This window comes from Arthrobacter sp. P1_D4, assembly GCF_056406115.1.
In genome coordinates this window covers 1-22,610 of the sequence record NZ_JBFUAU010000025.1, presented here as the reverse complement: position 1 = coordinate 22,610, position 22,610 = coordinate 1, and the positions used below count along the sequence as shown (strand labels likewise).

The following is a 22,610-nucleotide window of genomic DNA, read 5'->3' as shown; positions in this document are numbered from 1 at the left end:
TTGTGGCTATACTGATCTCATGACCGATCAGCCCTACCATCACGGCAAGCTCCGCGAGGCGTTGGTCGCCCGTGCAAGGGAAGTCATCGAAGAAGCAGGAGTCGAGGGACTTTCCCTACGGCAGCTAGCGCGTGACCTGGGTGTGAGCCACGCGGCACCCGGCAAGCATTTCCGTGACAAGCAGGCGCTTCTCGATGCCCTCGCCCTTGACGGTTTCCGCAGCATGAATGCGAGGATCACAGAAGCGTCCGAAGCCGCCGGAGACCATCGGTCACGCTTTGTCCGGATCGCCAGGGCCTATGTGGACTTCGCGGTCGCCCATCCGGTCCTGTTGGCCGTGATGCACTCCACCAAGCACCATCCTGATGCCAGCAATGAACTGCGCAGCATCGGTGAAGACGGCATAACGGTCGCCAGGGCGATCATCGCTGAAGCCCAGGAGGCCGGGGAGCTCGCGCCAGGGGACCGCGAGTTGCTCGCTCTCGTCTGCTTCGTGAGCCTGCACGGAGCCGCTGTGCTGGCGGCGGGCAACCTCCTGGATGGAACTTCTATCGGCGCCCTGACGGTTGCCACAACAGACCTGTTGTGGGCGGGAATGGTCGCAGGTATTCCCGCACCCCGGGGAGCCTCGGGAATCGGCCCATGAGCCGCTCTCTTAGACGAACTCGGCGTCCTAAACACCCGTTGAGCCGAACCAGCCGTCAGGCATCCTTCCGCCAGAAGGCCTCCCTGTGCGTGGAGGTTTGTCGGCCTGCGGTCCGGCGGGGCACCTGCCGGAAAACGCTCACGCTGCTTTGACGACCGCAGCGTTGGCCTCGTCTTCTGCGGACCCATCGAGCCAAGTGAATCGACGGATATTTTCGGATACCCGGCAGGCGTTCTCTGGGTTTAAGCTGTCTCGGTTCCTAGGAAGTGGAACGCTAGGATTGGTCCTTCGGAATGCGGCGATTCGCGCGTGGGCTCGCGTTCCACAGCTATGTTCAATGGAGATGTTCCGCGAGAACTTACAGAACAACTTAGGGATACTCGGAGAAAGATGGCGCTTTCGTTGCCGCCCGCCAGATGGAGCCAAAGCACGCTGCCGTCAGCTGCCAGCATGTCGATGCGCCCGGTAGCGATGACTTCCCCGTGCTGGTGGATTTGCACGTAGTCGGCCCGTGAGAGCTTGGACCAGTTGGCAATGGGGGCGGGCTTCCGGTTTTCTGTATGAGATCCGGACGATCGGGGCGTCATGGCTTTTCCTTGGGTTGGGGCGACTGCGGTGTCGGAATCGTTTGAGCGTCGGGGGAGGTGGCAGGGCGGCGTTTCCGCCACCCTGCCTCCTCCTTATGGGCTCTCTTCCCACGCCCGACTATCGGGCTGCCTGTTGCGATGGAGTGCGGGAAGAGCGCCCATCTGTGCCGGACATTGGGCCGGCAGTCGGTGGTGATGGTTCGCTCGGGAGACCCGTTTTGCTCGCGAACATCAGGGCAAATCTCCCGGGGAGCTTTCGCCGTCAAGAGCCGGCTCTCGCTCAGTCCCGGTCACTGCGACGAGCGTCGGAGCGAGTGAAGCCGGCGGTGGCCCGCCCGGGTTTTTGAGGAGAAGTGCCGTGGATCCGTGCCCTACGCCAGGCCGCCCGCCCGCCGCCCAAAGACGCACCCGGCAGCAAGTCCGGTGCCTCCCGGGTAGTTGACGCTGAATAGTCCGCCGAGCATTTCACCTGCCACGAACAGGCCTTCGATGTGCTTGCCCTCTGCGTCCAGGACGCGGCCGTGGGTGTCGGATTTGATGCCACCGAAGGTGAACGTGATTCCGCAGGTGACGCCGTAGGCGTAGAAGGGTCCGGTTTCGATCGGGGCGGCCCAGTTGCTCTTGACCGGTTCGGTTGCGGCCTTCCGGCCATCCTTAACGTTGGGGTCGAACGGGGTGGAGCGCTCGATCGAGCTGTTGAAGTCCGTCACGGTTTTGGACAAGCTTTCCGGGTCTATGCCGATTTTGACGGCCAGGTCCTCGAGGGTGTCGGCGACCTCGACAGAGATGCCGGGCATCTCGTATTCTTCGCTGCGCAGCATGGGCCGAAGGCCGGCGTCGAAGATCTGGTACGCAACCGAGCCGGGCTGCTTGAGGATTTCCTTGCCGTATTTGGCGTAGGTGTAGTTCCGGAAGTCGGCACCCTCGTCCAGGAAACGCTTGCCGTCGGTGTTGACGATGATTCCAAACGGGTAGCTTTGCCGGGTGAGGCGGTTGGTGAGTTCGCGGTTGCTTTCGTTGGTGGCGGTAAAGGCATCCCACTGGACGCTGTGGCAGCTGCCCCAGTCTCCGCCCTTGGTGGCGCCGATCTCCAACGCTGCGGCGATCATGTCGCCGGTGTTGTAGGGAGTGCCGCGTACCTTGGCGTTTTCCCAGCCTTCGCCCAAGTACTCCCGCCGCCGCTTCGGGTCCGCCTCGAAGCCTCCGGCGGCGAGGATCACGGATTCTGCCCTCAGGCGCAGCTCCCCTTCAGCGGTGTTGACGACGACGCCGTCTACACGGCCGTTCTCAACGATGAGGCTTTGGGCCGCTTGGCCGTACCTGACTTCGATGCCCAGCTCTGCAGCGACCCGGGTGTGGTCTTCGATCAGGCCTTCGCCGCCGCCTACGTTTCCCACGTGCAGGCCGCCCCAGAAGAGGTAGGACCCGTCGGCACGCTCGAAGGCCTGACGCTCGTACATCAGGCGGTACTTCAGGCCCAGGCTGTTGAGCCACCGAAGGGTGGACTGGCTCTCGGCAATGAGGACTTCCGTCAGTGCCGGGTCGTTGCGGCCTTCGGTGACCTTTTCCAGGTCAGACGCGTATTCCTCAGCGCTGTAGGGCGGAACGACGGTCCGGCTGTGCCGTTCGTCCGGTTCCACGAGCCCCTGGAGGTCGTCCAGGCCGTTGTGGACGATGCGTGTGGCGCCGGCGGTGTAGAAGCTGTTGCCGCCGGCCATGTCTTTGGTGCCTTTTTCGAGCAGGATGACTTTTCGTCCGCGGACGGCAGCCGCGTGGGCCGCCGTGAATCCGGCATTTCCGCCGCCGACGACGATTACGTCGGCCTTGGTGAGGTTTCCCGCTGCAGGTTCGTTCTGATCAGCCATTGTTTTCCGTCTCCTTCATGTTGAATTCATAAGTATTCGACTGTATACACAGTCTGGCAGGGGTGATTTGGGGGTAGAGGCGGCCCGGGGGTGTTAGCGGTGGGCCGGTACGGGGGCTGGCTCTGCCGCTGTCACGGGGAGCGGTTCCTGGGCGGCGAGGCGGTTTTGGCGGCGCTCCAGGGCCACGGCGAGGGCGCCGAGGGCGATGTTGACGACCAGGAATCCCAGCGCGGCAACAAACTGGGCCTGCAGCAGGGACCGGGTGTAGTACTGGCCGATGACGGTGGCGGACCTCAGCAGTTCCATGTAGCCGCCGAGCACAAAGGCCAGTGCTGTTCCCTTGAAGAGGATGATGAGCTGGCTCACGAGGGCAGGACTCATGGACCGCAGGGCCTGCGGGAGCAGGACCAGGCGCAGCGTCCCGACGTGGGAGAAACCCAGTGCGAGGGAGGCCTCGGCCTGACCGGGCGGCAGCGCGAGGATCCCGGAGCGTAGCAGGTCACCGATGACGGCCCCGCTGTACAGGGTCAGCGCGATGACCAGGAACCAGAAGTCCCCGAGTTTGAGGCCGTAGTTGGGCAGCACCAGGGATGTGAAGTAGAGCAGCAGGAGCAGGGGGATGCTGCTGAAGACGTCCGTGTAGACCCGGCAGGTCCGGCGCAGAGGTGCGTGTGTGGAGACGAGTCCGAAGGCCAGGAGGCATCCGGTGATCATGGACAGCACCATGCCGACGGCTGCGGCTGCGATGTTGTTCCACAGCCCCTGGCCGAGAAGCGCCCAGAGTCCGGGCTCGGCGAACGGGGCCCACGCCGCGGCGCTCAGTTCGCCTTTGTCGTAGAGGACGCGGAAGACCAGATAGGCGCCGGCGATCACGATGAGGGCGGTGAGGACTTCCAGGAGCAGGTGGCGGCGTTTGGCGCGCGGACCGGCCGGGTCAAAAAGCGATATGGTACTCATCGGCTGAACGCCACCTTCTGATCGACTGCGGATACGAGCCGGCCGATGACCAGCCCGATGGCGAGGTAGCAGAGGGCGGCCCCGCCGAAGATAATGAACGGTTGTGCCTCATCCACCGCGATCTTGTCCGAAAGGAACGTCAGTTCGGATACCCCTACCAGGGCAGCGACCGAGGTGTTCTTGACCATGGTGATGAAGACGTTGCCCAGCGGTCTGGTCACCGTGGCGAAGGCCTGCGGGAGGACGATGAGTTTCAGTGAGGCCATCGGCCCGAAGCCCAGGGCGCGTCCGGCTTCCAGCTCGCCGCGGTCCACGGTGTTCAGGCCCGCGCGCAGGGTTTCGGCTACGAACGGCGCGGTGTAGAGCACCAGAACGATGGCGGCCGAGGCGTAGAGTGAGTACTGGATGCCCAGGACCGGGAGTCCGAAGACAAACAGCACCATCTGCACGGGAAGCGGCACGTTGCGGAAAATCAGCACGTAGGCCGAGGAAACAGCCCGGGCCGTCCTGATGGGGCTGGTCCGCAGTGCGGCGAGCAGTGTCCCCAGGAGCACCGAACCGGCGGCACCCAGGAGAACGAGTCCCAGAGTCACCATCACGCCCTGGCCGAAATCGCCGAGGTGATTGAGAAGGAATGACATCAGCGGATCCCTACAGCGTTACTTTGGGCGGGGTAACGTCGCCGGGCTTGACCTGGCCGATTGTCGCGTCGTAGGCCTTCTTCCAGTCCCCGTCCGCGATGGCCTTGGTCAGGAGCTGATCGAGGTAGTCATGAAATGCTGCGTCGTCCTTGGCCACACCGATGGCAAATTCCTCGGCATCGGCCAAATGGCCGTCCGCGATGCGGTAGGCATCCGGATTCTGGGACTGGACACCGAGCAGGATTGCCTCGGTAGTGGTCACCGCGTCGACCCTCTTATCCTTCAGTGCCTGCGCGCATTCACTGTAGGTGCTGAACAGGACCACGTTGGCCGCGGGCACGGCCGCGCCGATGAGCTGGGCCGCGCGGGCGCCGGTGGTGGAACACACCGTCTTTCCGGCCAGGTCCTCGGGTTTGTTCACTGAGCTGTCGTCCTTGCGTACCAGCAGGGCCACGTTGCTCTCAAGGTAGGGTCCGGCGAAACTGACGACTTTCTTCCGTTCGTCCGTCACTGCATAGGAGGCGATGACGGCGTCGACCTTGTTCTGCTGCAGGAACGCCTCACGGTTTTTGGTGACCGCCTCAACGAACTCGACATTCTCTGCACTGCCGGTGGGGTCCTTGGCCAGGATTCTGGCCATCTCAATGTCCAGGCCTTCCATCTTGCCGGTGACCGGATTCTTCACGCCAAAGAGCGGCTGGTCGAATTTGACCCCGACGATCACTTTGCCGCGTTTCTGGATCTTGTCCATCGTGCTGTTGGCCGGGAAGCTCCGGGCCGGTTTGGTCTCGGCGGCCGGGGTGCTGCCGCCGCAGGCTGTGGTGCCCAGGATCAGTGCGCCGGCGATGGCCAGGGCCGGCAGGAAGTGCTGGCGTTTCATGGTGACTCCTTAGGGTGGGTGCGTCGTTGCACAGGTGCTGTTAGTGGACCGAGGAGAGGAAGGCTTTGGCCCGGTCGGAGGAAGGGGAGGTGAAAAACGTTTCAGGGTCGGCAATTTCCACGATGGCTCCGGCGGCCATGAACACGATCCGGTCCGCGAAGGCCCGCGCGAACGACATCTCGTGGGTCACGACGATCATCGTCGTGCCGCTCTGCGCGAGGCTCCGCATGGTCGCCAGAACCTCGCGGGTGGATTCCGGATCGAGCGCCGACGTCGGTTCATCAAAGAGCAGGACCTTGGGATCCATGGCCAGTGCGCGGGCGATGGCCGCGCGCTGCTTCTGGCCTCCGGAGAGCTGGGACGGCCGGCTGTGTGCCTTGTCGGCGATGCCGACCATGGCAAGCAGTTCGTGGGCCCGCGTCTCTGCCGCCTGTTTGTCCAGGCCGAGAATTTTCCGTGGGGCGAGGGTGATGTTCTCCAGGATGGTCTTGTGGGAGAAGAGGTTGAAGGACTGAAAGACCATCCCCACCTCGGTACGGAACTTGTACAGATCCCTGCCCTCCACCGGCTGTTCGTGGCCGTCGATGAGAATGTGGCCCTCGTCGATGGCTTCGAGCCGGTTGATGCACCGGCACAGCGTCGATTTGCCCGACCCTGACGGGCCCAGGATGACGACCACCTCGCCACGGCGCACCGACAAATCAATGCCGGTCAGGGCCTGCATGCTGCCAAAGCGCTTGCCGACTCCGCGGAACTCAACGACGGTGTCCGTCTCCGTGATGGCTGTCATGATCTATCTCCTTTGATGGAATACGACTGTATACAGTGAAGTACAGTGTGGCATGATGACCGCAATCACGGCAAGTCATTACGAGTCTTCGATGGGTGCGAACGCTTCGCCACCACCGCGGCAGTTACCAACGGCAGCGGTCTGCGCAACCGTGGCAGCACCGGGCTGATGCCCGGGAGAAGGCAGAAAAGCTGGCGCTTCGGGGCCCGGAGAGCTAGCCGGAGAGCCCGGCAGTGATCTTAGTGGGAGGCCGATTTCCGCAGCAGGTCGAGCCTGATCCGACGGGCTGTCTCCATGTGCTCGCGTGCGGTGTTCCGCGCAGCAGTTTCGTCGCCGGCGGTGATGGCCGCGACCAGCTTCGAATGCTCGGCCAGGGCCTCGTCCCAACGCTCTCCCACAGACAGAGTCGAGTGCGGCGTGCGGATCAAGTGGGTGGACAGCCGCTGCAGGAGATCCTGGAGCACGGGATTGTGCGCAGCCGCCCAGACGGCAGCGTGGAACTCCAGGTTCGTCGACGCCCGGGTGTTGTCATCCGGCTCCGAAAGTGCGCGGTCACGTTCCACCAGGCCTTCGAGCTGCATAATGTCAGTGATGTCGTGGGACAGGGCCGCCTGCCCGGCCGCCTCCTGTTCCAAAAGAATCCGCACGTCATAGACCTGGATGACTTCCTGGGGTGTTGCCTGATGGACCTGCAGTCCACGGGCGCCGCGGTCCAGAAGACGGTCGTGCTGGAGGCGGCGAAGAGCCTCGCGCACCGGCGTGCGGGAGACACCGAAGCGTTCCCCCAAGGTAACTTCCCGCAAGGGAGTGGCGGGAGCAATTGCACCGGCCAGGATTTCAGAGCGCAGCTGGGCGTAGATAGAATCTCCGTCGTGCCGCATCGTTTCAGAACCAGGTGACACAACTTTCCTTCCACAGTGGCGACTCGGAAGGGAGGCTTACGCCGCCACTCGGTCCCGCCAGTTCGCAGGCCCGAAGCCATCGCCCGGACACCCATAGTATTTCAGTGGATACGCAAGTGTCCAAGAGGTGTTGTCCTTTCCATCCGGACGGTGCATGAGTCGGAGTTGTTCGGCCGCCGCGGCTTGGTTCGGCGTCAGTAACTTTTCGCCGTCCGGGCGGAGCTCGCCCGTCGGTGATACGTGCCGGTAAAGGGTCTGGCGGGTGATGCCGAGTTCGGTGCAGAGATCGCGGACTTTGGTTCCGGGCTTGCCCAGGGAGGCCGTGGCGAGCCTGAGTTTGGCCGAGGTCATTTACTCGGGAGACTAAGTCGCATAGCCCGACATGTAGATCGCTGCGCCCTGCAGGGCCGGTCAGATTAGACAGATGTCCGATCGTGAAGCGGCCTGAGGGAGCTGGAGCCGGCGAACCAGTCCGATTCGGGAGCATCGCCGGAGTTATCCCGCCGGGCACCCTCGATCCGTCCTCCTGGGTTGTGGAACTCACCGCCGAACAACACGAGGGGTTCCCGCTTGGTGATGTCCAGTGCGATGACCTCGCCGACGACGATGATGTGGTCGCCGCCGTCGTAGATATTCCACGGCCGGCACTTAAGCGTCGCGGCGTTCCCCGTCAGCACCGGGACGTTGCCGTCCAGCGTCCATTCCGGTTCCGCGTCAAGGACTTTGCCAGCGAAGTGCAGGGCCACATCCTTTTGTTCTACCGACAGGATGTTGATAGCGAAGGGCGCAGCTTCCAGATACCGGGCGCCGCGCGAGGACCGGGTCAGTGTGACCTGGGCAAGCGGCGGGTCGAGGGATACCGCGGTGAAGGCGCTGACGGTGGCGCCGTGCGGAACGCCGTCGTCCGTCCGGGTGGTGACCACCGTGACACCGGTGGCGAACGTGCCAAAGGCGTGGCGCAATTCTCGTTCTTCAATGCATCCCATGACTTCCTGAGTCATCGACTTCTCCTTTCTGCTGTTGTTCAGGCCGCGCTGAATTACCCAAGGTCCCCGCCGCCCACCGGCAGCACCGCGCCAGTGATGTAGCTGGCGTCGTCAGAGGCCATGAACAAGATCGGAGCTGCCTGCTCTTCCAGCGTGCCGTACCGCTTGAAGAGGGTGCTTTCGGTGGTCTGGTCCACGATCTGCTGGTACCACGTCTCTTCCTGGGCGGACTGCGCGTTCGGGTTGCGCGGGACCTTCCGCGGCGGAGCTTCGGTGCCGCCGGGCGCGGTGGCCACTACCCGGACACCCTTCGGAGCGGCTTCGAACGCCAGCGACGCGGTCAGAGCGTTGACCCCACCCTTGGACGACGCGTATGGAACGCGATTGATGCTTCGGGTGGCTATCGAGGAGACGTTCACGATGACCCCGGCCGTCCGTTCGACCATGTGCGGCAGCACTGCGCGGCAGCACCACAGCGTGGGGAAGAGGGAGCGCCGCACTTCGGCCTCGATCTCGTCCTCCTCGTAGTGCTCGTAGGGCTTGGTCCAGATCGTACCGCCGACATTGTTGATCAGGATGTCGATGCGTCCGAACTCTGCCACGGCGTAGGCCATCAGCTTCACGGCGCCCGCATAAGTTTCCAGATCGCAAAGGAAGTATCGTGCGGGTGCATCACTGGCCGTCAGCTCAGCACACACTTCAATGACCAGCTCGGACCGGTCCGCCAGCACTAGGGTGCCTCCCTCGGCCGCAATCTTACGGGCGACGACGGCACCAATCCCTTGGGCAGCGCCGGTCACCACAACAACCTTGTCGGTAAAACGCATTGCTGTGCGTCCTCTCTTATTGGGATTTTTCAGCCGTTGAGGCCAGTTCGATATCTGCGTAGGTGCCCCCGCGTCAGCTGATGGCTTCACGTTCCCGTGGCGCCGGCTCCGTCGAAGCAATTTCGGCTTTAACTGTCGAGCTTCGCACCATCAGGGTGGCCAGTCCGGCCAGAACCAGGGGTACCGCGAGTGCCATGAAGTAGCCGGAGACGCCCAGTCCCGTGAGAATGAGCCCGCCGAGGGCGGAGCCCACGATGGAACCGAGGCGGCCAATTCCGATGCCCCAGCCGGTAGCCGTGGCACGAAGTTGAGTGGGGTAGGCGTTGGCGATCAGGTAGTTCAGGGCCAACTGCTGGCCGCCAATGCCGAAGCCGGCCAGCCCGATAAGCACGAAGACCAGCGCAAAGTTGGAGCCGGCCAGGCCCAGGCCCAGCGCGATGACGATCCCCGCCGCAAACATGACCAGCAGCAATTTTCTGGGGTTGACCTTGGGCAGGATGATGGACAGAGGGATGGCGAAGAGGATAAATGCGCCGTTGACGGTCACGGTTCCCATCGCGGCCTGCGAGCCGGCCAGCCCCAACATCTTGAGCGCGGTTGGCATCCAGAGCAGCAGCAGGAACCACGCGATCCAATTGAGCAGGTAGGTGGCGAAGACCGCGATGGTGACCATCCGGTACTTAGCGGAGAAAAGTGCGGCGACGGAGCTGCGCTCCTGCATTTTGTCGTTGGTTGCGAGCACGGCGTCCGGGCTGACTGGGCTCCCGGAAATTGAGGCCATGATCTGACGCGCCTGTGCGTCGGCTGCGGAGGTGCCCTTGGCCGCCAGGAAGATCGGCGATTCGGAGAGAATCTTGCTGCAGACCAAAACCATGGCAAGTGGCAGCACGCCGCCGGCCAGGAAGATGCCACGCCAGCCCATCACTGGCAGCCATGCCGCCGCCACAAGCCCACCGAGTAGCGCGCCACCGGGCAGGCCAAGCAACACCAATGTCATGAACGTGCCGCGGCGCGATTTGGGACTGTACTCGGCGGTCAGTGCCAGCAGCGCCGGGGTGGCCCCGCCCATGCCGAGGCCAATGAGGAAGCGCAGAATGACAATCTGCTCCAGGGATTGAGCAAAAGCACCGGCAAGGGAGAACACACCAAAAAGGGCCAGTGCGAGCAGGATGGTCTTCTTCCGACCGATCCTGTCCCCGAAGGTGCCAAGGGACATTGCGCCCACGCACATGCCAACGGTGCTGGCGGTGATCACCCAGGTCATGTCAGTGGCCTGCAGGCCGAAGTCTTCGGCGATTGCCGGTCCGATGAATGCAATCGACTGGGTGTCGAATCCGTCCAGCAGTGCGATCACGAAACAGAGGACGACGATGGACCATCGTCTGATTCCCATGGGCGTGTTGTCGATAACGTCCTGGACGTTATAGGCGAGTTTAGTCACCGGTAACTCACTTTCGTGTGATGTTCTGACCCGACCGATCCGGGGGCCGGGCGGCTGCGGCCACTTCATTTTGGGCACGCTGCATTACTGCGGGTGGTGGGATGATATTGGGGTTCAGCGCCGGGGCCGGGCTGTTCCGGCCCCGGCGCTGACAAAGGGGGTTTAGCCCCGGGGATCGAGCACGAAGTTGTAGGTGACTTCGCGGCCCTTGCCGTCGGCGCGCTCGGTGGGGGCCAGGACGAGTTCGGGCTTTACGGCCGAGGCGATGTCGTCGGCCACGTGCTCGTCGCCTTCGAAGTAGAGCTGGGTGGTGATGAGCTCGTGCTTCGGGGCCGAAACCTTCAGGTGCAGGTGGGCCGGCCGCCAGGCGTGCCAGCCGGCCGCGGCGATGAGGGCACCGCAGGCACCGTCGGTGGGGATCTGGTACGGCGCGGGCTGCATGGTGTTGATCTGGAAGTTGCCCTGAGCGTCGGCGATGATGGAACCGCGGAGGTTCCATTCGGGCAGCCCGGGGGCGAACTGGGAGTAGAAACCGAGGTCATCGGCGTGCCACAGTTCGATCAGTGCTCCGGCGAGCGGCTGGCCGGCGACGTTCGTGACCTGGCCCTGGAACAGCAGCGGTGTGCCGGGTTCGTCGTCGCGCATCGGCAGGGTGGCCGGGGTGTTGAGCGTGGGGGCGCTCGGGATGTAGTACGGTCCCTCGATGCTGCCCTTGGAACCGTGGCGACTGGAGTTGGCGACCTCCTCGACGGAGTGCTCCACCCATACGTCCAGGAACAGCGGCCACTCCCCGTCCTCGCCGACCTGGATGAGCCAGGCCTTGAAAGCGTTGTATTCGTCGTAGGTGACCTTCTCGTCCAGGACGGTGTCGTTGATCGCCTTGATGACGCGGCCGGCAAGCGTGCTGACCCGCTCCTGGCTGGTGCCGGCGGCGAGGTGCTTGTTCTCCCGGAAGCGGGCGGTTGCCCCTGCGCCCGAGGAAGCTGCTGTGGCTTCGGTTTCCATTGTCATGGTGACTCCCTTGTCAAAAAAAGAAGGATGGTAAAAACGGTCGGCGGTTCCGGACTGGCAAATTTCGCTCAGTGCCGTGCCGCACATCACATCCGGTGTTGATTCAACGGTAGGCCCGTAATTGGTCGAGGGGAAATACCTATTTCCGGCCCATTGAAAGCTTTTGGATATGAATGTTCGAGTGAGGGGCTGGGCTATTCGACAGCGGACGGGTGCTTGGCCAGCGGCGTCACCTTGATGTCCATGTAGGGGAAGAGCGGCAGTCCGGAGAGCAGGGTGTGCAACTCGTCGTTGTCCGCGACGTCGAACACCGAGTAGTTGGAGTATTCGCCCACGACCCGCCACAAATGCGCCCATCGTCCGTCGCGCTGCAGCTGCTGGGAATACTCCCGCTCTTCCGCCTTGACGGCGTCGGCGCGTTCCTTGGGCATGTCCAGCGGAATATTGACGTCCATGCGGACGAGATACAGCATGTGGTTCTCCTTGCGTGGTGGGGAGCGGTGTGCCGGCGTTCTGAGGCAGGATGCGGGCCGGGCCGGGCTAGTCCTGCCGGTATTTCTGCAGCTTGTCGGCGTCGATGGCCGCGCCGACGCCGGGGACATCGCGGACCCGGATGGCGCCGTCCATGATTTTTAGCGGCTCCGCGAGCAGGTCGTCCGTCATGTCCAGGTAGTTGGAGAGCTCCCCGGCCCGCCGGGAGCTGGCCTCGAACGCCGCACCAAAGGTGACCGTGGCGAGGCTGCCGATCTGGGTGTCGATCTGGTTGCCCATCGTGACGTCCACGCCGAGGCCCATGCAGAGGCCGAGGATCTGCTGGGCTTCGGTGAAACCGCTGCGCGCAGTCTTAATGCAGATCGCGGTGCTGCCGCCGGAAAGCAATTCGCGGGAGACATCGCCCAGGGTGGGGACACTTTCGTCGCCCACGATCGGGATGCTCGAGCTCTGCACCAGCCGGCGCCGGCCCATCGCCTCGCCGGCATCGCACGGCTCCTCCAGCATGGAAAGGCCCAGGCCCTCGGTCCTGCGCAGGACCTCCATGGCCTCGTTCGCCGTCCAGCCACGGTTGGCGTCGAGGTAGATCTCGGCGTCCTCGCCAAGGCCCTCCCGCAAAACATGGCAGGCCTCGACGTCGAGGGAGAGGGGCCGCCGCCCGGTCTTGAGCTTGAAGGTGTTGATGCCGTACTTTTCACGGAACCGCAGCGCTTCTTCCAGAAGCTCGGCGGCGGGCTTGAAGCCCAACATGTGCGAGACCCGCATGCTGTCGGTGAAGCCGCCCAGCAGTTTGTGCACCGGGGTGCCCAGCGAGATCCCGATGACATCCCAGAGTGCGATGTCCAGGGCCCCCTTGGCCGTGGGGTTGTTGACCGTGCGCCGGAGCAGCTGCTGGACCTTGGAGCGGTCCAGCGGGTCCAGCCCGATGAGTTGCGGGGCAAAGACCTTGGTCACCACCGAGACGATCGAATCCTGGGTTTCGCCGTAGGTGTAGGGCCGCGGCGGGGTGTCCGCGATACCGCAGATGCCGGTGTCCGTGTAGATCCGGACCAGCACGTGTTCCGCGGAAGTCACCTCGCCGCTGGCGAACTTCAGCGGCCGCGCGTAAGGAATGGCGTAGGGAATGGCCTCAATGCGGTCAATTTTCACGGGGTGGTTCCTTTGTTGCGGATGCGGACGCGGGTTGTGACTGTGGCAGGGACTGGGCCGGCGACTCCGCGGGGCGAAGCGGGGGCTGTTGCTGGCCAGGACCCGATGTGGGAGGTAAATCGAAGAGCTGCAGGAAGCTGCGCAGCAGGGGTGTCTCAGCGTCGCGGATCCAGGCAACGGCGAGGTCGACCGGCGGCGGGTTATGCAACGGACGGAAGACGACACCCTGAAAGGAAAACATCCGGGAAGTCATCGGCACTAGGGCGATCCCCATCCCCGCCGCGACGAGCGAGAGCAGGGTGGAGGTTTCCCTGGCCTCCTGGACGAGCCGCGGCTGGAACCCGGCTTTGCGGCAGGCATCCACGACGATGCTGCTGACCGCGGAGTAGCTCGGATAACCGACGAAGTCCTGGCCGGCGAGCTCCGCCAGTTCCAGGGTGCCCTTTTCCGCCAGCGGCGAATCCGCCGGGAGTGCCGCGACCAGCTGATCCTGTTCGAGCAGTTTGAGGGCCACAGTTCCGGAACGGACTGGGGGTCGGAGGACGGCGACGTCGAGCCTTCCGTCCTCGAGTGCGGACTCCATCTGCGGCGTCAGCATTTCGCCCTGAACGGTGATGCGGAGCCCGGGAAAAGTGCGTCGGGCGGCCTGGACGATGCTCGGCATCAGCCGGTAGGTGGCTGTTCCGGTGAAGCCGACGCGGAGGACGCCAGTGGCACCTGCGCCGACCTGCCGGACGTCCTCCTCCAGAGCTTCCAGTTCCTGCATTAGCAGCCGTCCTCGATCCAACAGGACCTGTCCGGCTGGGGTGAGATCCACCTTGCGCGTAGTGCGCAGCAGCAAGGGTGTGCCGAGCTGTTCCTCCAGCTGCCGGATCTGTTGGGACAACGGCGGCTGGGCCATGTGCAGCCGCTGGGCTGCGCGGCCGAAGTGACGTTCCTCGGCCACTGCAATGAAGTACTTGAGGTGGCGCGTCTCCATAAGAAGCTCCCGGGCAGCTCGAAGCAGGCGATATGCCGTACTCCGACCAGCTTAGGAGGACGGATTAGTTAGGGGAAATACCTATTTCGGAGCTATTGGGACGTTTCGCATACCAATCTCCGCCTGTGGGCGGCCGGGCGCGGACAGGCAGGCCAGCGGCAAGGAGGGTTACATTCGCGATATGAGTGGAGGCTCTAAAGGATGAGAGTCTACGACGCGGCATAGAACGAGACGGAGCGGGTACTTTGGCATCGCTGGATGGACGAGGAGGACAAGTTCTTCGCCGCGGACAAAACGGGCCTCCGGGCTGACCTCACAATTCCTGGAAGCTGGGCCAGATGACACTAGCCCCTTCGGCCTGCGCGGCACTGAAACCGCCATTCCCAACTGTGAATTAACAGCCATTCTCAACGAACAGTCACAGCCTCCGCAGTGTCAGGCACTGTCCCACATCCTTGACACACCTCAGTCTCGCAAACGATCAATTACTGAGACAGCTTGGTCGTTCAGCCATGGGTTTCGAAAATCCCCGCCGCGAGACGGACGCTGCCCGTCTCGAAATGCCGTCCAAGAACAGGTAGTTCATAACTGAGAATTGGTCGGGATAAAGAGAATCTGGAGGCGGCGATGGCCGTGATCGGCTACGCGAGGGTTTCCACCACGGAACAGAACCTCGATCTGCAGCTCACAGCACTCAAGGCCGCCGGCGCAGCCAGGATATTTGCCGACGATGGAGTCAGCGGGTCCACGACGGAACGCCCTCAGCTGTCCAGGGCCTTGGACCGGCTGGAGGCCGGCGACGTACTCACCGTGTGGAAGCTTGACTGCTTGGGCCGCAACACCCGGCACGTTCTTGATCTTGTTGAGGACATCAGGGAGCGGGGAGCAGGTTTCCGGTCCCTGACCGAAGGGCTGGACACAACCGGACCCATGGGCACCGCCATGCTGACGATCATGGCCGCGTTTGCTCAGCTGGAGCGCGACACTATGATCGAACGCACCAGGGCTGGCCTCGCTGCGGCCGCGGCCAACAACCGCCACGGCGGAAGGCCCCGCAAGGTGGACGATGCTGCTGCTGCCCGAGCTAAAGAACTCAAAGGCAAAGGAATCAGTGCCTCCGACATCGGCAGGATGCTCGGAGTCTCCCGCGCCACGGTGTACCGATACCTTATATAGGCAACACGGAGAGCGGTCCCGACAACCCGGGGGTGACATCCACGCGGTCCGCCGCCGTACCGGAACTTGCACGTGTGACGGATCATTATGGCGGTACTTTTGGGCTAACTTAACGGACGATCAGATTACGCGGCATTCTGTGGATTCGGGTTGCGGGGTCAAGGATGCCCGCACTTTTGACGGCGACGGCGTTGATAAGACTGGCTGTGGCCTCGGTCAGTCTTTCGTCGAGTCGCGCAGCTTCATTCAATCTTTTGTGTACCGAACCCGGGGTAGATTTTGCTGCCTGGGTTCCTTCCGGGGGCCTCGCTCGTCTGGTCTGCCAGATCGGCAGCTTGTTCGATCGGCACTACGTGGATGCCCTCGGTATGCCCGAAAACCTGCCGGGTCTGCAAGCTGTCATCACGTAGAATCCACACTGCGCTGGAATTATTGGTCTTCGTTTCGATGACGGCTGCGAAGGTCGCACCGTCGTTGGGCCGGACCCACACGTGTTGTCCTGGCAGGAGGCCCGTCCAGTCCTGAGGCGCGAAGCCGTCGCTCGGGTAGCGGGATTTCTTCTTCATCCACGGGTTTCATTTTCTACATTTCTCGCTGGGGCTTCCTGCCGCGGGCGCTGCTGGTGTGGTGTGGTGAGGGGGCGGGGGCCGGCCCCTCGGGCCCTTGGCTCGCGATATACATCCACAAAGCTCGACCCAGGGCCCCTTCCTTAAGAAGCGTTGGGGTCGCGATTCCTGACAGTCTGAATCCTTCCAGGGACTGGTTTCGGGTTCCGGTATGTACGTCATCGGCGACGACTTCGTGCGTCCGGGGCGTCGTCGTTCCCGGTCATTGTTTCGGTGGCTGGGGTGCCGTCGTCTTCGTAGTGTGTGGCTCCTGTGAGGTCGCGTCCGGCGATGTATCCGAAGGTCAGGGCGGGGCCGAGGTTGATGCCCCCGGCGGGGTATTGTCCGCCCATGACTGAGGCCTGGTCATTACCGGCGACGTAAAGGCCCTTGATGGGGTGCCCGTTCGTGTCCAGGACCCGTGCGCGCGCATCGGCTGCGAGGCCTGCGAAGGTGCCGAAGGAGCCAGGGACGATTTTGACGGCGTAGAACGGCCCCTTTTCCAACGGGCGCAAGGACGGGTTCGGGGTGTTCTTGGGGTCTCCGCCGTAGCGGTTGAATTCGCTGGCGCCGCGGTCAAAGTCCGGATCCACCCCCTTGCGGGCGTTCTCGTTGAACTCGGCCACGGTCTTGACCAGAGCATCGGGGTCGATGCCGCAGGCTGCGGCGAGTTCTTCGATGGTGTTGCCTTTTTTGAGGTAGCCGGAGCGGAGGTAGGGGAAGAGCGGGACGGGCAGCGGTTTGGCCATCCCCAGCGGGAACTTGCGCACGTACTCGGCGTCGGCAATCTGCCAAGCCTCGACCGATTCACCCTCGGGGGTCGCCTTCAGCATTCCTTCCACATAGTCGTAGTAGCCGTTGGCCTCGTTAACGAAGCGCTTGCCGTCCCGGCGCACCCCGATGCCTCCGGGTTTGGCGCGGTCCATGATGTGCGGGAACGTACCGGTGCGTCCGTTCCGGTATGGGACCAGGGAGACCGGGCACCACGCTGCCGGAGACGCCGCATCGGTGTCGAAGCGGGCACCCACGGCCGGGGCAATGGTAATGCCGTCCCCGGTAGTTTCCTTGGGTGCGAGTGTCCAGTGCTCGCGGCCCGTGGGGGTCTTGGGGAAAAGCGCCTTGCGGCGGGCAACGTCGTTGGGGAACCCGCCGGTGGCCAGAACGACGCCGCTGGAAGCGTTGATAGTGTAGCTGCCGGCGGGTGAATCCACGACGGCGCCGGTCACCGTGCCGGTCCCGTCGGTGAGCAAGCGCTTGGCGGGGGTGGAGACGCGGATGTCGACGCCGAGGTCGTCGGCTGATTTCATGAGCCGGCCGGTGAGGGCGGTGCCGTTGACCAGCTGCATGCTCCAGCGGTGAATGATCAGGTCCAACAGGTGGAAGCCCACCCGCCAGGCTGCGTGGAACAGGCCCTGGAGGTTTCCCTGGGAGGCGGAGAGGAACTTGGTAAGGTCCGGCCCGGCCATGATGCCCATGCCCAGGAATGATGTTTCGTAGAGCTGGTGGCGCATTATGGCGCGCAGTTCTGGTTTGATTTTGCGGGCGTTGAAGGGTTTGGGGCCCACGGCGCGGTGCCCGGTGCCGGCGCCCGGTGTGCTGCCGTAGATGTCCTTGATCTTGGCTCCGGGAACGAACTGCAGGCTGGTCTTGTCCTGGAAGAAACCGACCATGTGCGGGACGGCCTCAAGGAACGCCTCGACCTTGTCCTCACGGTAGTTCGCGCCGAGTCGGTGGCGCAGGTAGGTGCGGAAGAGTTCGTGTCCTCGTTGACGCCGGCGGCTTTGGCCAGCGGGTTACCCGGGGTCCAGGCCCAGCCTCCGGACCAGGACGTGGCGCCGCCGCAGACCTCGGCTTTTTCCACGACGATGACTTTCAGGCCGTGGTAGGCGGCTGTTACGGCAGCGGAAGGCCCGCCCGCGCCGGAGCCGATGACGAGGACGTCGCAGTCCAGGGCTTTGGCGGGGGATGTGGTCAGGTCATCAGATTTGGTGGTCTTCACTCGGCGCTGGCCTTAATTGTTGGCTGTATCTGTGGTGTGTTTTGTGTGCAGGGGGTGAATGCGTGGCAACTCGCGTCTCGGTTGCCGGTTGCCGCGCACTAGTCTTCGCGTCACCGTTGGTTTGGTTGCGTCCTGCTTCTTGTTTTTAGCGGTGTTCCTTGTTGGCCCACTTGTAGGACCAAAGGCTGGAGACCAGGGCTATCAGGCAAAGCCCGGCGAGGAGCGCCGCGGCAGGGGCCCAGCTGCCGCTGCTGGCCATGAGGGCGGTGGCGATCAGGGGGATGAAGCCGCCCACGGCTCCGGCGAGTGCGTAGGCGAATCCTGCGCCGCTGTAGCGGATCCGGACGTCGAACATGTCGGTGAACCAGGTCTGCTGGACGCAGGTGGAGATGTTGTGTCCGAGGTTGATCAGGGCGCAGAAGCCCAGGATCATCGGGATCAGTTCGCCGCTTTCCAGCGCTGCGAAGAATGGTGCTGCTGCAAGGGCCGCGGCGAGGGGGCCGATGATGTAGAACCATTTCCGGCCGTACTTGTCCGCGAGGCGTCCCCAGAGTGCCAGGAAGGGGATGGCGAGGACCATGGCGACCATCGAGGCGGTCAGGACGGTGGAGGTAGGGGTGTCGGTGAAGTTTTTGACGTAGGCCAGGGAGAAGGTGAAGCCCATGTAGAAGGTGCTCTGGTCCACCATCCGCATGCCGATCACGGCCACGATCTGCTTGGGGCTGGTCCGCAGCGCTTCAGCCAACGGTGCACGGGCGTCCTTGTGTTCTTCCTTGACGGCGGTGAACTGTGCTCCAGGAACTCGTCCAATGGCCTCTCATAACCATGACCGCTGATTTTGGTGTCCGCACAATGTTCGATGATGCTGTTAGCACTGAGCGCCTCACCTACACAACCGGATTTGAAGTACGCTCCGCCGTGGTCGGCCAAGCCTTGGCAGCCGCCGGCAAAGGCATCTGCGTGCTCTCGGATGATCCGAATTTCGGGGTGCACGCCATGCCCATCACTCATCGGGGAAAGGACCTCGTGTTCACTCTCTTCGGCGTCTGGAATCCGCTGCATTTCGCCGCGCCTGCGATAAGGGAGTGCCTGCAGAACCTTTCACGTTTCACCTCGGAGCTGTACCCCGCCGCTCGAWTATAGAAGGGATGCAATCCTCAACTCTCGGCCCTGTGSTTGAGCGGCCTCTCGAACTCTGARTGATAGCTCACRAGATTCGCGGGGCGYGGCTCCGGGGGCAGTGGCCATCGACAGGAGCTCTCGAAGCTACTTCCACTGCCTRCAAAACGCCGATACTGGACCTTTCGTGAACCTGGGGGAGTGATCGAACCAGGCACTCTTCGCCCGCGCAGGAGGCTGGGTGCGAGAGCCTGGCTAGTCTTCCTTGACTTCTTTCAGGACCGCACGCGCAGCTGCCGCGTCGTGAAGCTCGGCAGGTACTTCTCCTGTTCTTCGATCTTCCGGCGGCAGAAGTCGTGGGCGGCCTGTTTTGTGATCCCCAGCGATTCGCKGATCTGGGCCCACGTCGGTCCGGAKACCGCGACATCCTTTGGGGCAACGACCCCGAGGACTGCATCGCCGGAGCATACCGACGCACCGAGGTGCGCGCCCGCGCCCGATGATTGGCGCCCGTCAACTTGSTTGTGTCCGCTGTTGCTCGGGGAGTCAGCTGAGCTGCAAGTTGTTGCCGGTCTTGGCTTTTACCATGTTCGTCGCGTAGCTGATCAGGAATTCGTACTCGTCTTCCGGCGTCAGGTCGCCGAGGAGTACATCCATTACGAGGCCGTCCTCGAGTGCTACGAAGCTCCGGGCCAAGAATCCGGCTGGCGCTGAGAGGGTGAAGGCATCCTCCTGCGCGCCCCGTTCCAGGATCCCTTTGTAGAGGTTCGTTTGACGCTCCACGAACGCCATCTGCTGCCGAGCGGCTGCCTTGTTGCGCAGATAAACTGGGATGAGTTCCACGAGGATCCKGGAAGCGGTTTCGCTTTCCCCGGGCCAAGGTACGCCTGAGTGGATGCAGGCCCTCAGTTGCGCTTCAGGGTCGCTTTCGGCTTGGATGCGGGCCTCCCGGCGGTCACAGTACTCCGTCACGCCTTGATGGAAGACCTCGCTGAAGAGCTCGTCGACGTCCCGGTAGTAGTACAGCACCGCAGCCGGGGTGACGCCGGCTTCGTTGGCAATGTCGGAAAGGCGGRCCGCTGATGACCCTCTGTCCAGCAGGACTCGTCCTGCTGCTGCTACGAGTTGATCCCGGCGGGCTGTCTGATTCCGTGGTCTTGCCATGCTCACCATGCTTTCACACTGGCCTCGAAGTGACCCTTGACACACCCAAGTTCSTTAATTATTCTTTAATTAATCTTTAGTTAATGAAATCTYCCACGATAGGAATACCGTCATGACTCGACTTCTCCCTCTGGCTCTTGTGCAATCACCTGCTGAGTCCTTGACTGATTTTGCTGCTGGTCTMGAGCGAAGGGTCAAAGCGCATGCCGTCGCCGACCTTTTCGTTTACCCGGAGCTTCACCTGAACACGGTAGATTCTGCCGGGTTTGTGGACCGGCAGGCCTACATGGAAGCCTCGGCAGAACCTCTTGATGGCCCACGCGGCCGTACCCTTGCTGAGCTYGCAGGAGACCTTGGGATCTGGCTTTTGCCTGGCAGYGTGCTTGAACGTGGTACGGACGGGCATATCTACAACACCGCCGTTGTCTACTCTCCACAAGGAAAAGCAGTAGCCGCGTACCGAAAGATCTTTCCCTGGAAGCCCTATGAGACCGTTTGTTCCGGTAAGGACTTCGTGGTCTTCGACATGACCGGCTACGGCCGCGTCGGTTTGTCAATTTGCTACGACGCCTGGTTCCCCGAACACAGCAGGCATCTGGCCTGGATGGGGGCAGAGCTCGTTCTCAATGTTGTCCAGACGCCGACCAACGATCGTGTGCAGGAAGTTGTTATCGGTCAAGCCAATGCAATCGTGAACCAGAACTTCGTTGCCAGTGTGAACGCGGCGGGSCCGCACGGGGTCGGACGTAGTTTCCTGGTTGATCCTGAAGGCCGCGTGCGAATTTCGGCAACCGGGCCCGAAGACGCGACATTGGTCGATGTGATCGACCTGGACCARGTAGGGAACGTCCGCCAATATGGCACAGCGGGCGTCACCCGCCCYTGGGACCAGTTCGCTGAAAACGACGACAGCATTCCATTGCCGCTATACGCCGGCCAGCTTGATCCCCGCCTTTGGCGGCAGACCAACGCCCCGTCAACCCTGACCAACCTCAGCACTGCCCCAGCCTAAGGAACTCCCCATGTCCGCTGAGAACATTAAACTTACCCCCAAGCTATCCCTGCTATCGGTGGTCGTGTTCGGCTTGGCCTATATGGCCCCGGGAATCGTAATGACGATCTTCGGTATCATCTCCTCCACCAGCGACGGAACAGCCCCGACAGCATTCGCCCTCGCCACGGCCGCGATGCTGCTGACTGCCCTCAGCTACGCGAAAATGGCAAAGATCTTTCCGAACTCGGGATCGGCCTACGTGTATGCACGACGGCTCCTCGATTCCCGTGTCGGTTTCCTCGTCGGGTGGGCAATCCTCCTCGACTACCTCTTCCTTCCCACCGTGGCCTGGCTGTTCCAATCGTTCTACCTTGCAGCGCAGTTTCCCGGCATCCCCGTCTGGGCCTGGCTCGCTCTGAACGCTGGATTGACAACGATCATCAACGTCACGGGAATCGTGCTCACTGACCGTGTCAATAAAACGCTGACCCTTCTGGTCGTTACCCTCATCGGGATCTTCATCGCCTACTGCCTGGCCTACCTCGGCGGAAACCCACCCGCGTCGTTCACAGACCCCTTCTGGAACAATGCCACGACGGTCGGCGGCGTCGCTGCCGCAGCCGCCATCGCGGCCTACGCCTTCCTGGGATTCGACGCCGTCAGCACACTCAGCGAAGAAACCAAAAACGCCCAGCGCAACATTCCCCGCGCGATCCTCCTGACCGTCCTCGTCGGCGGAATAATCTTCGTCGTGGTTTCATACATCATGCAGCTCGTTCACCCAGGCGGAGACTTCGAGCACGCAGCGACCGCAGCATACTCCATGCAGGTCCTCGTCGGCGGGCAGTTCTACGCCAACATCACCAACATGCTCTTCATCATCGGMGGGTTCGCATCGGGCCTCGCCATCCAGGCCAGCACCAGCCGACTCCTCTACGTCATGGGCCGCGACGGAGTCCTACCCCGCAGGCTCTTCGGACGCCTCCACCCCCGAACCAAAACGCCCATCTTCAACCTGGTCCTCGTCGGTGCCGTGGCCATGCTGGCRCTGAACATCTCYTTGGAAACCGCAACCTCCTTCATCAACTTCGGAGCATTCCTGGCATTCACAGCCGTCAACTTCTGCGTCATCGCCTACTTCATCCGAAACCGCCGGCAWGGCAAAAAGCTTTCGATCATTGGCTTCATCGTCCTACCAATACTGGGCGCCGCCGTCGACAYCTACCTTCTAACCCAGCTCAGTCCCATCGCCATCACCATCGGCYKCTGCTGGATCGGTCTGGGMGTTGTTTATCTAACCTTCCTCACCAAAGGATTCCGCAAGGAACCACCAGAGATGGACCTCCACGACCGTGAGAGCCAGCCGGGCGAACCCACCAAGGAGGTTCAGCAACCAAACC

22 protein-coding genes and 1 pseudogene are annotated in these 22,610 nt (G+C 62.8%); 5 read left to right on the top strand and 18 right to left on the bottom strand.

From position 1 onward, the window contains the following. Window positions 1-19 precede the first annotated feature (19 nt). Entirely contained in the window at window positions 20-646 is a 627-nt protein-coding gene (locus AC1D0A_RS20025; RefSeq protein WP_476946628.1) for a TetR/AcrR family transcriptional regulator, read from the top strand. Between the two features lie 958 nt (window positions 647-1,604). On the opposite strand, the gene tcuA is transcribed toward AC1D0A_RS20025, so the two are convergent. The 14 genes from tcuA to AC1D0A_RS19955 form a co-directional block, all read right to left on the bottom strand. Continuing rightward, window positions 1,605-3,098, bottom strand: coding sequence for an FAD-dependent tricarballylate dehydrogenase TcuA (tcuA, locus tag AC1D0A_RS20020; protein WP_243178478.1), 1,494 nt, complete (start codon window positions 3,096-3,098; stop codon window positions 1,605-1,607). Window positions 3,099-3,191: 93 nt separating this feature from the next. Beyond that, window positions 3,192-4,055 (bottom strand): amino acid ABC transporter permease, encoded by an 864-nt coding sequence (locus AC1D0A_RS20015; RefSeq protein WP_476946627.1) that lies wholly within the window; start codon window positions 4,053-4,055, stop codon window positions 3,192-3,194. After that, window positions 4,052-4,696, bottom strand: a complete 645-nt coding sequence (locus AC1D0A_RS20010) for an amino acid ABC transporter permease (RefSeq protein WP_028276552.1) — start codon at window positions 4,694-4,696, stop codon at window positions 4,052-4,054. The genes AC1D0A_RS20015 and AC1D0A_RS20010 overlap by 4 nt, the downstream gene beginning before the upstream one ends. 10 nt (window positions 4,697-4,706) lie before the next feature. Beyond that, on the bottom strand, window positions 4,707-5,576 hold the full coding sequence (locus AC1D0A_RS20005) for a glutamate ABC transporter substrate-binding protein (protein ID WP_476946626.1): 870 nt from the start codon (window positions 5,574-5,576) through the stop codon (window positions 4,707-4,709). Window positions 5,577-5,616: 40 nt separating this feature from the next. Next, window positions 5,617-6,366: an amino acid ABC transporter ATP-binding protein gene (locus tag AC1D0A_RS20000; protein ID WP_028276553.1), complete on the bottom strand. Its 750-nt coding sequence runs from the start codon at window positions 6,364-6,366 to the stop codon at window positions 5,617-5,619. Window positions 6,367-6,605: 239 nt separating this feature from the next. After that, on the bottom strand, window positions 6,606-7,268 hold the full coding sequence (locus tag AC1D0A_RS19995) for a GntR family transcriptional regulator (RefSeq protein WP_243178471.1): 663 nt from the start codon (window positions 7,266-7,268) through the stop codon (window positions 6,606-6,608). Between the two features lie 36 nt (window positions 7,269-7,304). After that, on the bottom strand, window positions 7,305-7,619 hold the full coding sequence (locus AC1D0A_RS19990; RefSeq protein WP_476946625.1) for a hypothetical protein: 315 nt from the start codon (window positions 7,617-7,619) through the stop codon (window positions 7,305-7,307). A 65-nt stretch (window positions 7,620-7,684) separates the two neighbouring features. Beyond that, entirely contained in the window at window positions 7,685-8,269 is a 585-nt protein-coding gene (locus tag AC1D0A_RS19985) for a flavin reductase family protein (RefSeq protein WP_476946624.1), read from the bottom strand. Between the two features lie 38 nt (window positions 8,270-8,307). Further along, window positions 8,308-9,081: a 1,6-dihydroxycyclohexa-2,4-diene-1-carboxylate dehydrogenase gene (locus tag AC1D0A_RS19980; protein ID WP_476946623.1), complete on the bottom strand. Its 774-nt coding sequence runs from the start codon at window positions 9,079-9,081 to the stop codon at window positions 8,308-8,310. A 73-nt stretch (window positions 9,082-9,154) separates the two neighbouring features. After that, window positions 9,155-10,522, bottom strand: coding sequence for an MFS transporter (locus tag AC1D0A_RS19975; RefSeq protein ID WP_028276558.1), 1,368 nt, complete (start codon window positions 10,520-10,522; stop codon window positions 9,155-9,157). 162 nt (window positions 10,523-10,684) lie between these two features. Then, entirely contained in the window at window positions 10,685-11,533 is an 849-nt protein-coding gene (catA, locus tag AC1D0A_RS19970) for a catechol 1,2-dioxygenase (RefSeq protein WP_028276559.1), read from the bottom strand. Between the two features lie 194 nt (window positions 11,534-11,727). Continuing rightward, entirely contained in the window at window positions 11,728-12,006 is a 279-nt protein-coding gene (gene catC, locus AC1D0A_RS19965) for a muconolactone Delta-isomerase (RefSeq protein ID WP_028276560.1), read from the bottom strand. A 67-nt stretch (window positions 12,007-12,073) separates the two neighbouring features. Beyond that, window positions 12,074-13,174: a mandelate racemase/muconate lactonizing enzyme family protein gene (locus AC1D0A_RS19960; protein ID WP_459384503.1), complete on the bottom strand. Its 1,101-nt coding sequence runs from the start codon at window positions 13,172-13,174 to the stop codon at window positions 12,074-12,076. Further along, entirely contained in the window at window positions 13,164-14,153 is a 990-nt protein-coding gene (locus AC1D0A_RS19955) for a LysR substrate-binding domain-containing protein (RefSeq protein WP_476946622.1), read from the bottom strand. The genes AC1D0A_RS19960 and AC1D0A_RS19955 overlap by 11 nt, the downstream gene beginning before the upstream one ends. A 627-nt stretch (window positions 14,154-14,780) precedes the next feature. On the opposite strand from AC1D0A_RS19955, the gene AC1D0A_RS19950 reads away from it, so the two are divergent. Continuing rightward, complete coding sequence (locus AC1D0A_RS19950) at window positions 14,781-15,329, top strand: recombinase family protein (RefSeq protein WP_476946621.1); 549 nt, start codon at window positions 14,781-14,783, stop codon at window positions 15,327-15,329. 242 nt (window positions 15,330-15,571) lie between these two features. Here the strand turns inward: AC1D0A_RS19950 and AC1D0A_RS19945 are convergent, their stop codons facing one another. From AC1D0A_RS19945 to AC1D0A_RS19935, 3 genes and pseudogenes are all read right to left on the bottom strand, one after another. Further along, window positions 15,572-15,895: a hypothetical protein gene (locus tag AC1D0A_RS19945; protein WP_476946620.1), complete on the bottom strand. Its 324-nt coding sequence runs from the start codon at window positions 15,893-15,895 to the stop codon at window positions 15,572-15,574. 218 nt (window positions 15,896-16,113) lie between these two features. Then, window positions 16,114-17,933 (bottom strand): annotated as a pseudogene (locus AC1D0A_RS19940) (FAD-dependent oxidoreductase). A gap of 145 nt (window positions 17,934-18,078) precedes the next feature. Continuing rightward, the gene (locus AC1D0A_RS19935) at window positions 18,079-18,678 is read right to left on the bottom strand and encodes an MFS transporter (protein WP_476946619.1); all 600 of its coding nucleotides are present in this window, start codon (window positions 18,676-18,678) and stop codon (window positions 18,079-18,081) included. Between the two features lie 44 nt (window positions 18,679-18,722). Here AC1D0A_RS19935 and AC1D0A_RS19930 point away from each other — a divergent pair, with 44 nt between their 5' ends. Beyond that, complete coding sequence (locus AC1D0A_RS19930) at window positions 18,723-19,076, top strand: LysR substrate-binding domain-containing protein (protein ID WP_476946618.1); 354 nt, start codon at window positions 18,723-18,725, stop codon at window positions 19,074-19,076. Window positions 19,077-19,598: 522 nt separating this feature from the next. Here AC1D0A_RS19930 and AC1D0A_RS19925 read toward each other — a convergent pair. Then, window positions 19,599-20,216 (bottom strand): TetR/AcrR family transcriptional regulator, encoded by a 618-nt coding sequence (locus AC1D0A_RS19925; RefSeq protein ID WP_476946617.1) that lies wholly within the window; start codon window positions 20,214-20,216, stop codon window positions 19,599-19,601. 112 nt (window positions 20,217-20,328) lie between these two features. On the opposite strand from AC1D0A_RS19925, the gene AC1D0A_RS19920 reads away from it, so the two are divergent. Then, window positions 20,329-21,228: a carbon-nitrogen hydrolase family protein gene (locus AC1D0A_RS19920; RefSeq protein WP_043433978.1), complete on the top strand. Its 900-nt coding sequence runs from the start codon at window positions 20,329-20,331 to the stop codon at window positions 21,226-21,228. A gap of 10 nt (window positions 21,229-21,238) precedes the next feature. Further along, window positions 21,239-22,610: APC family permease (locus AC1D0A_RS19915; protein ID WP_476946616.1), on the top strand; the 1,372-nt coding region annotated here is incomplete at its 3' end.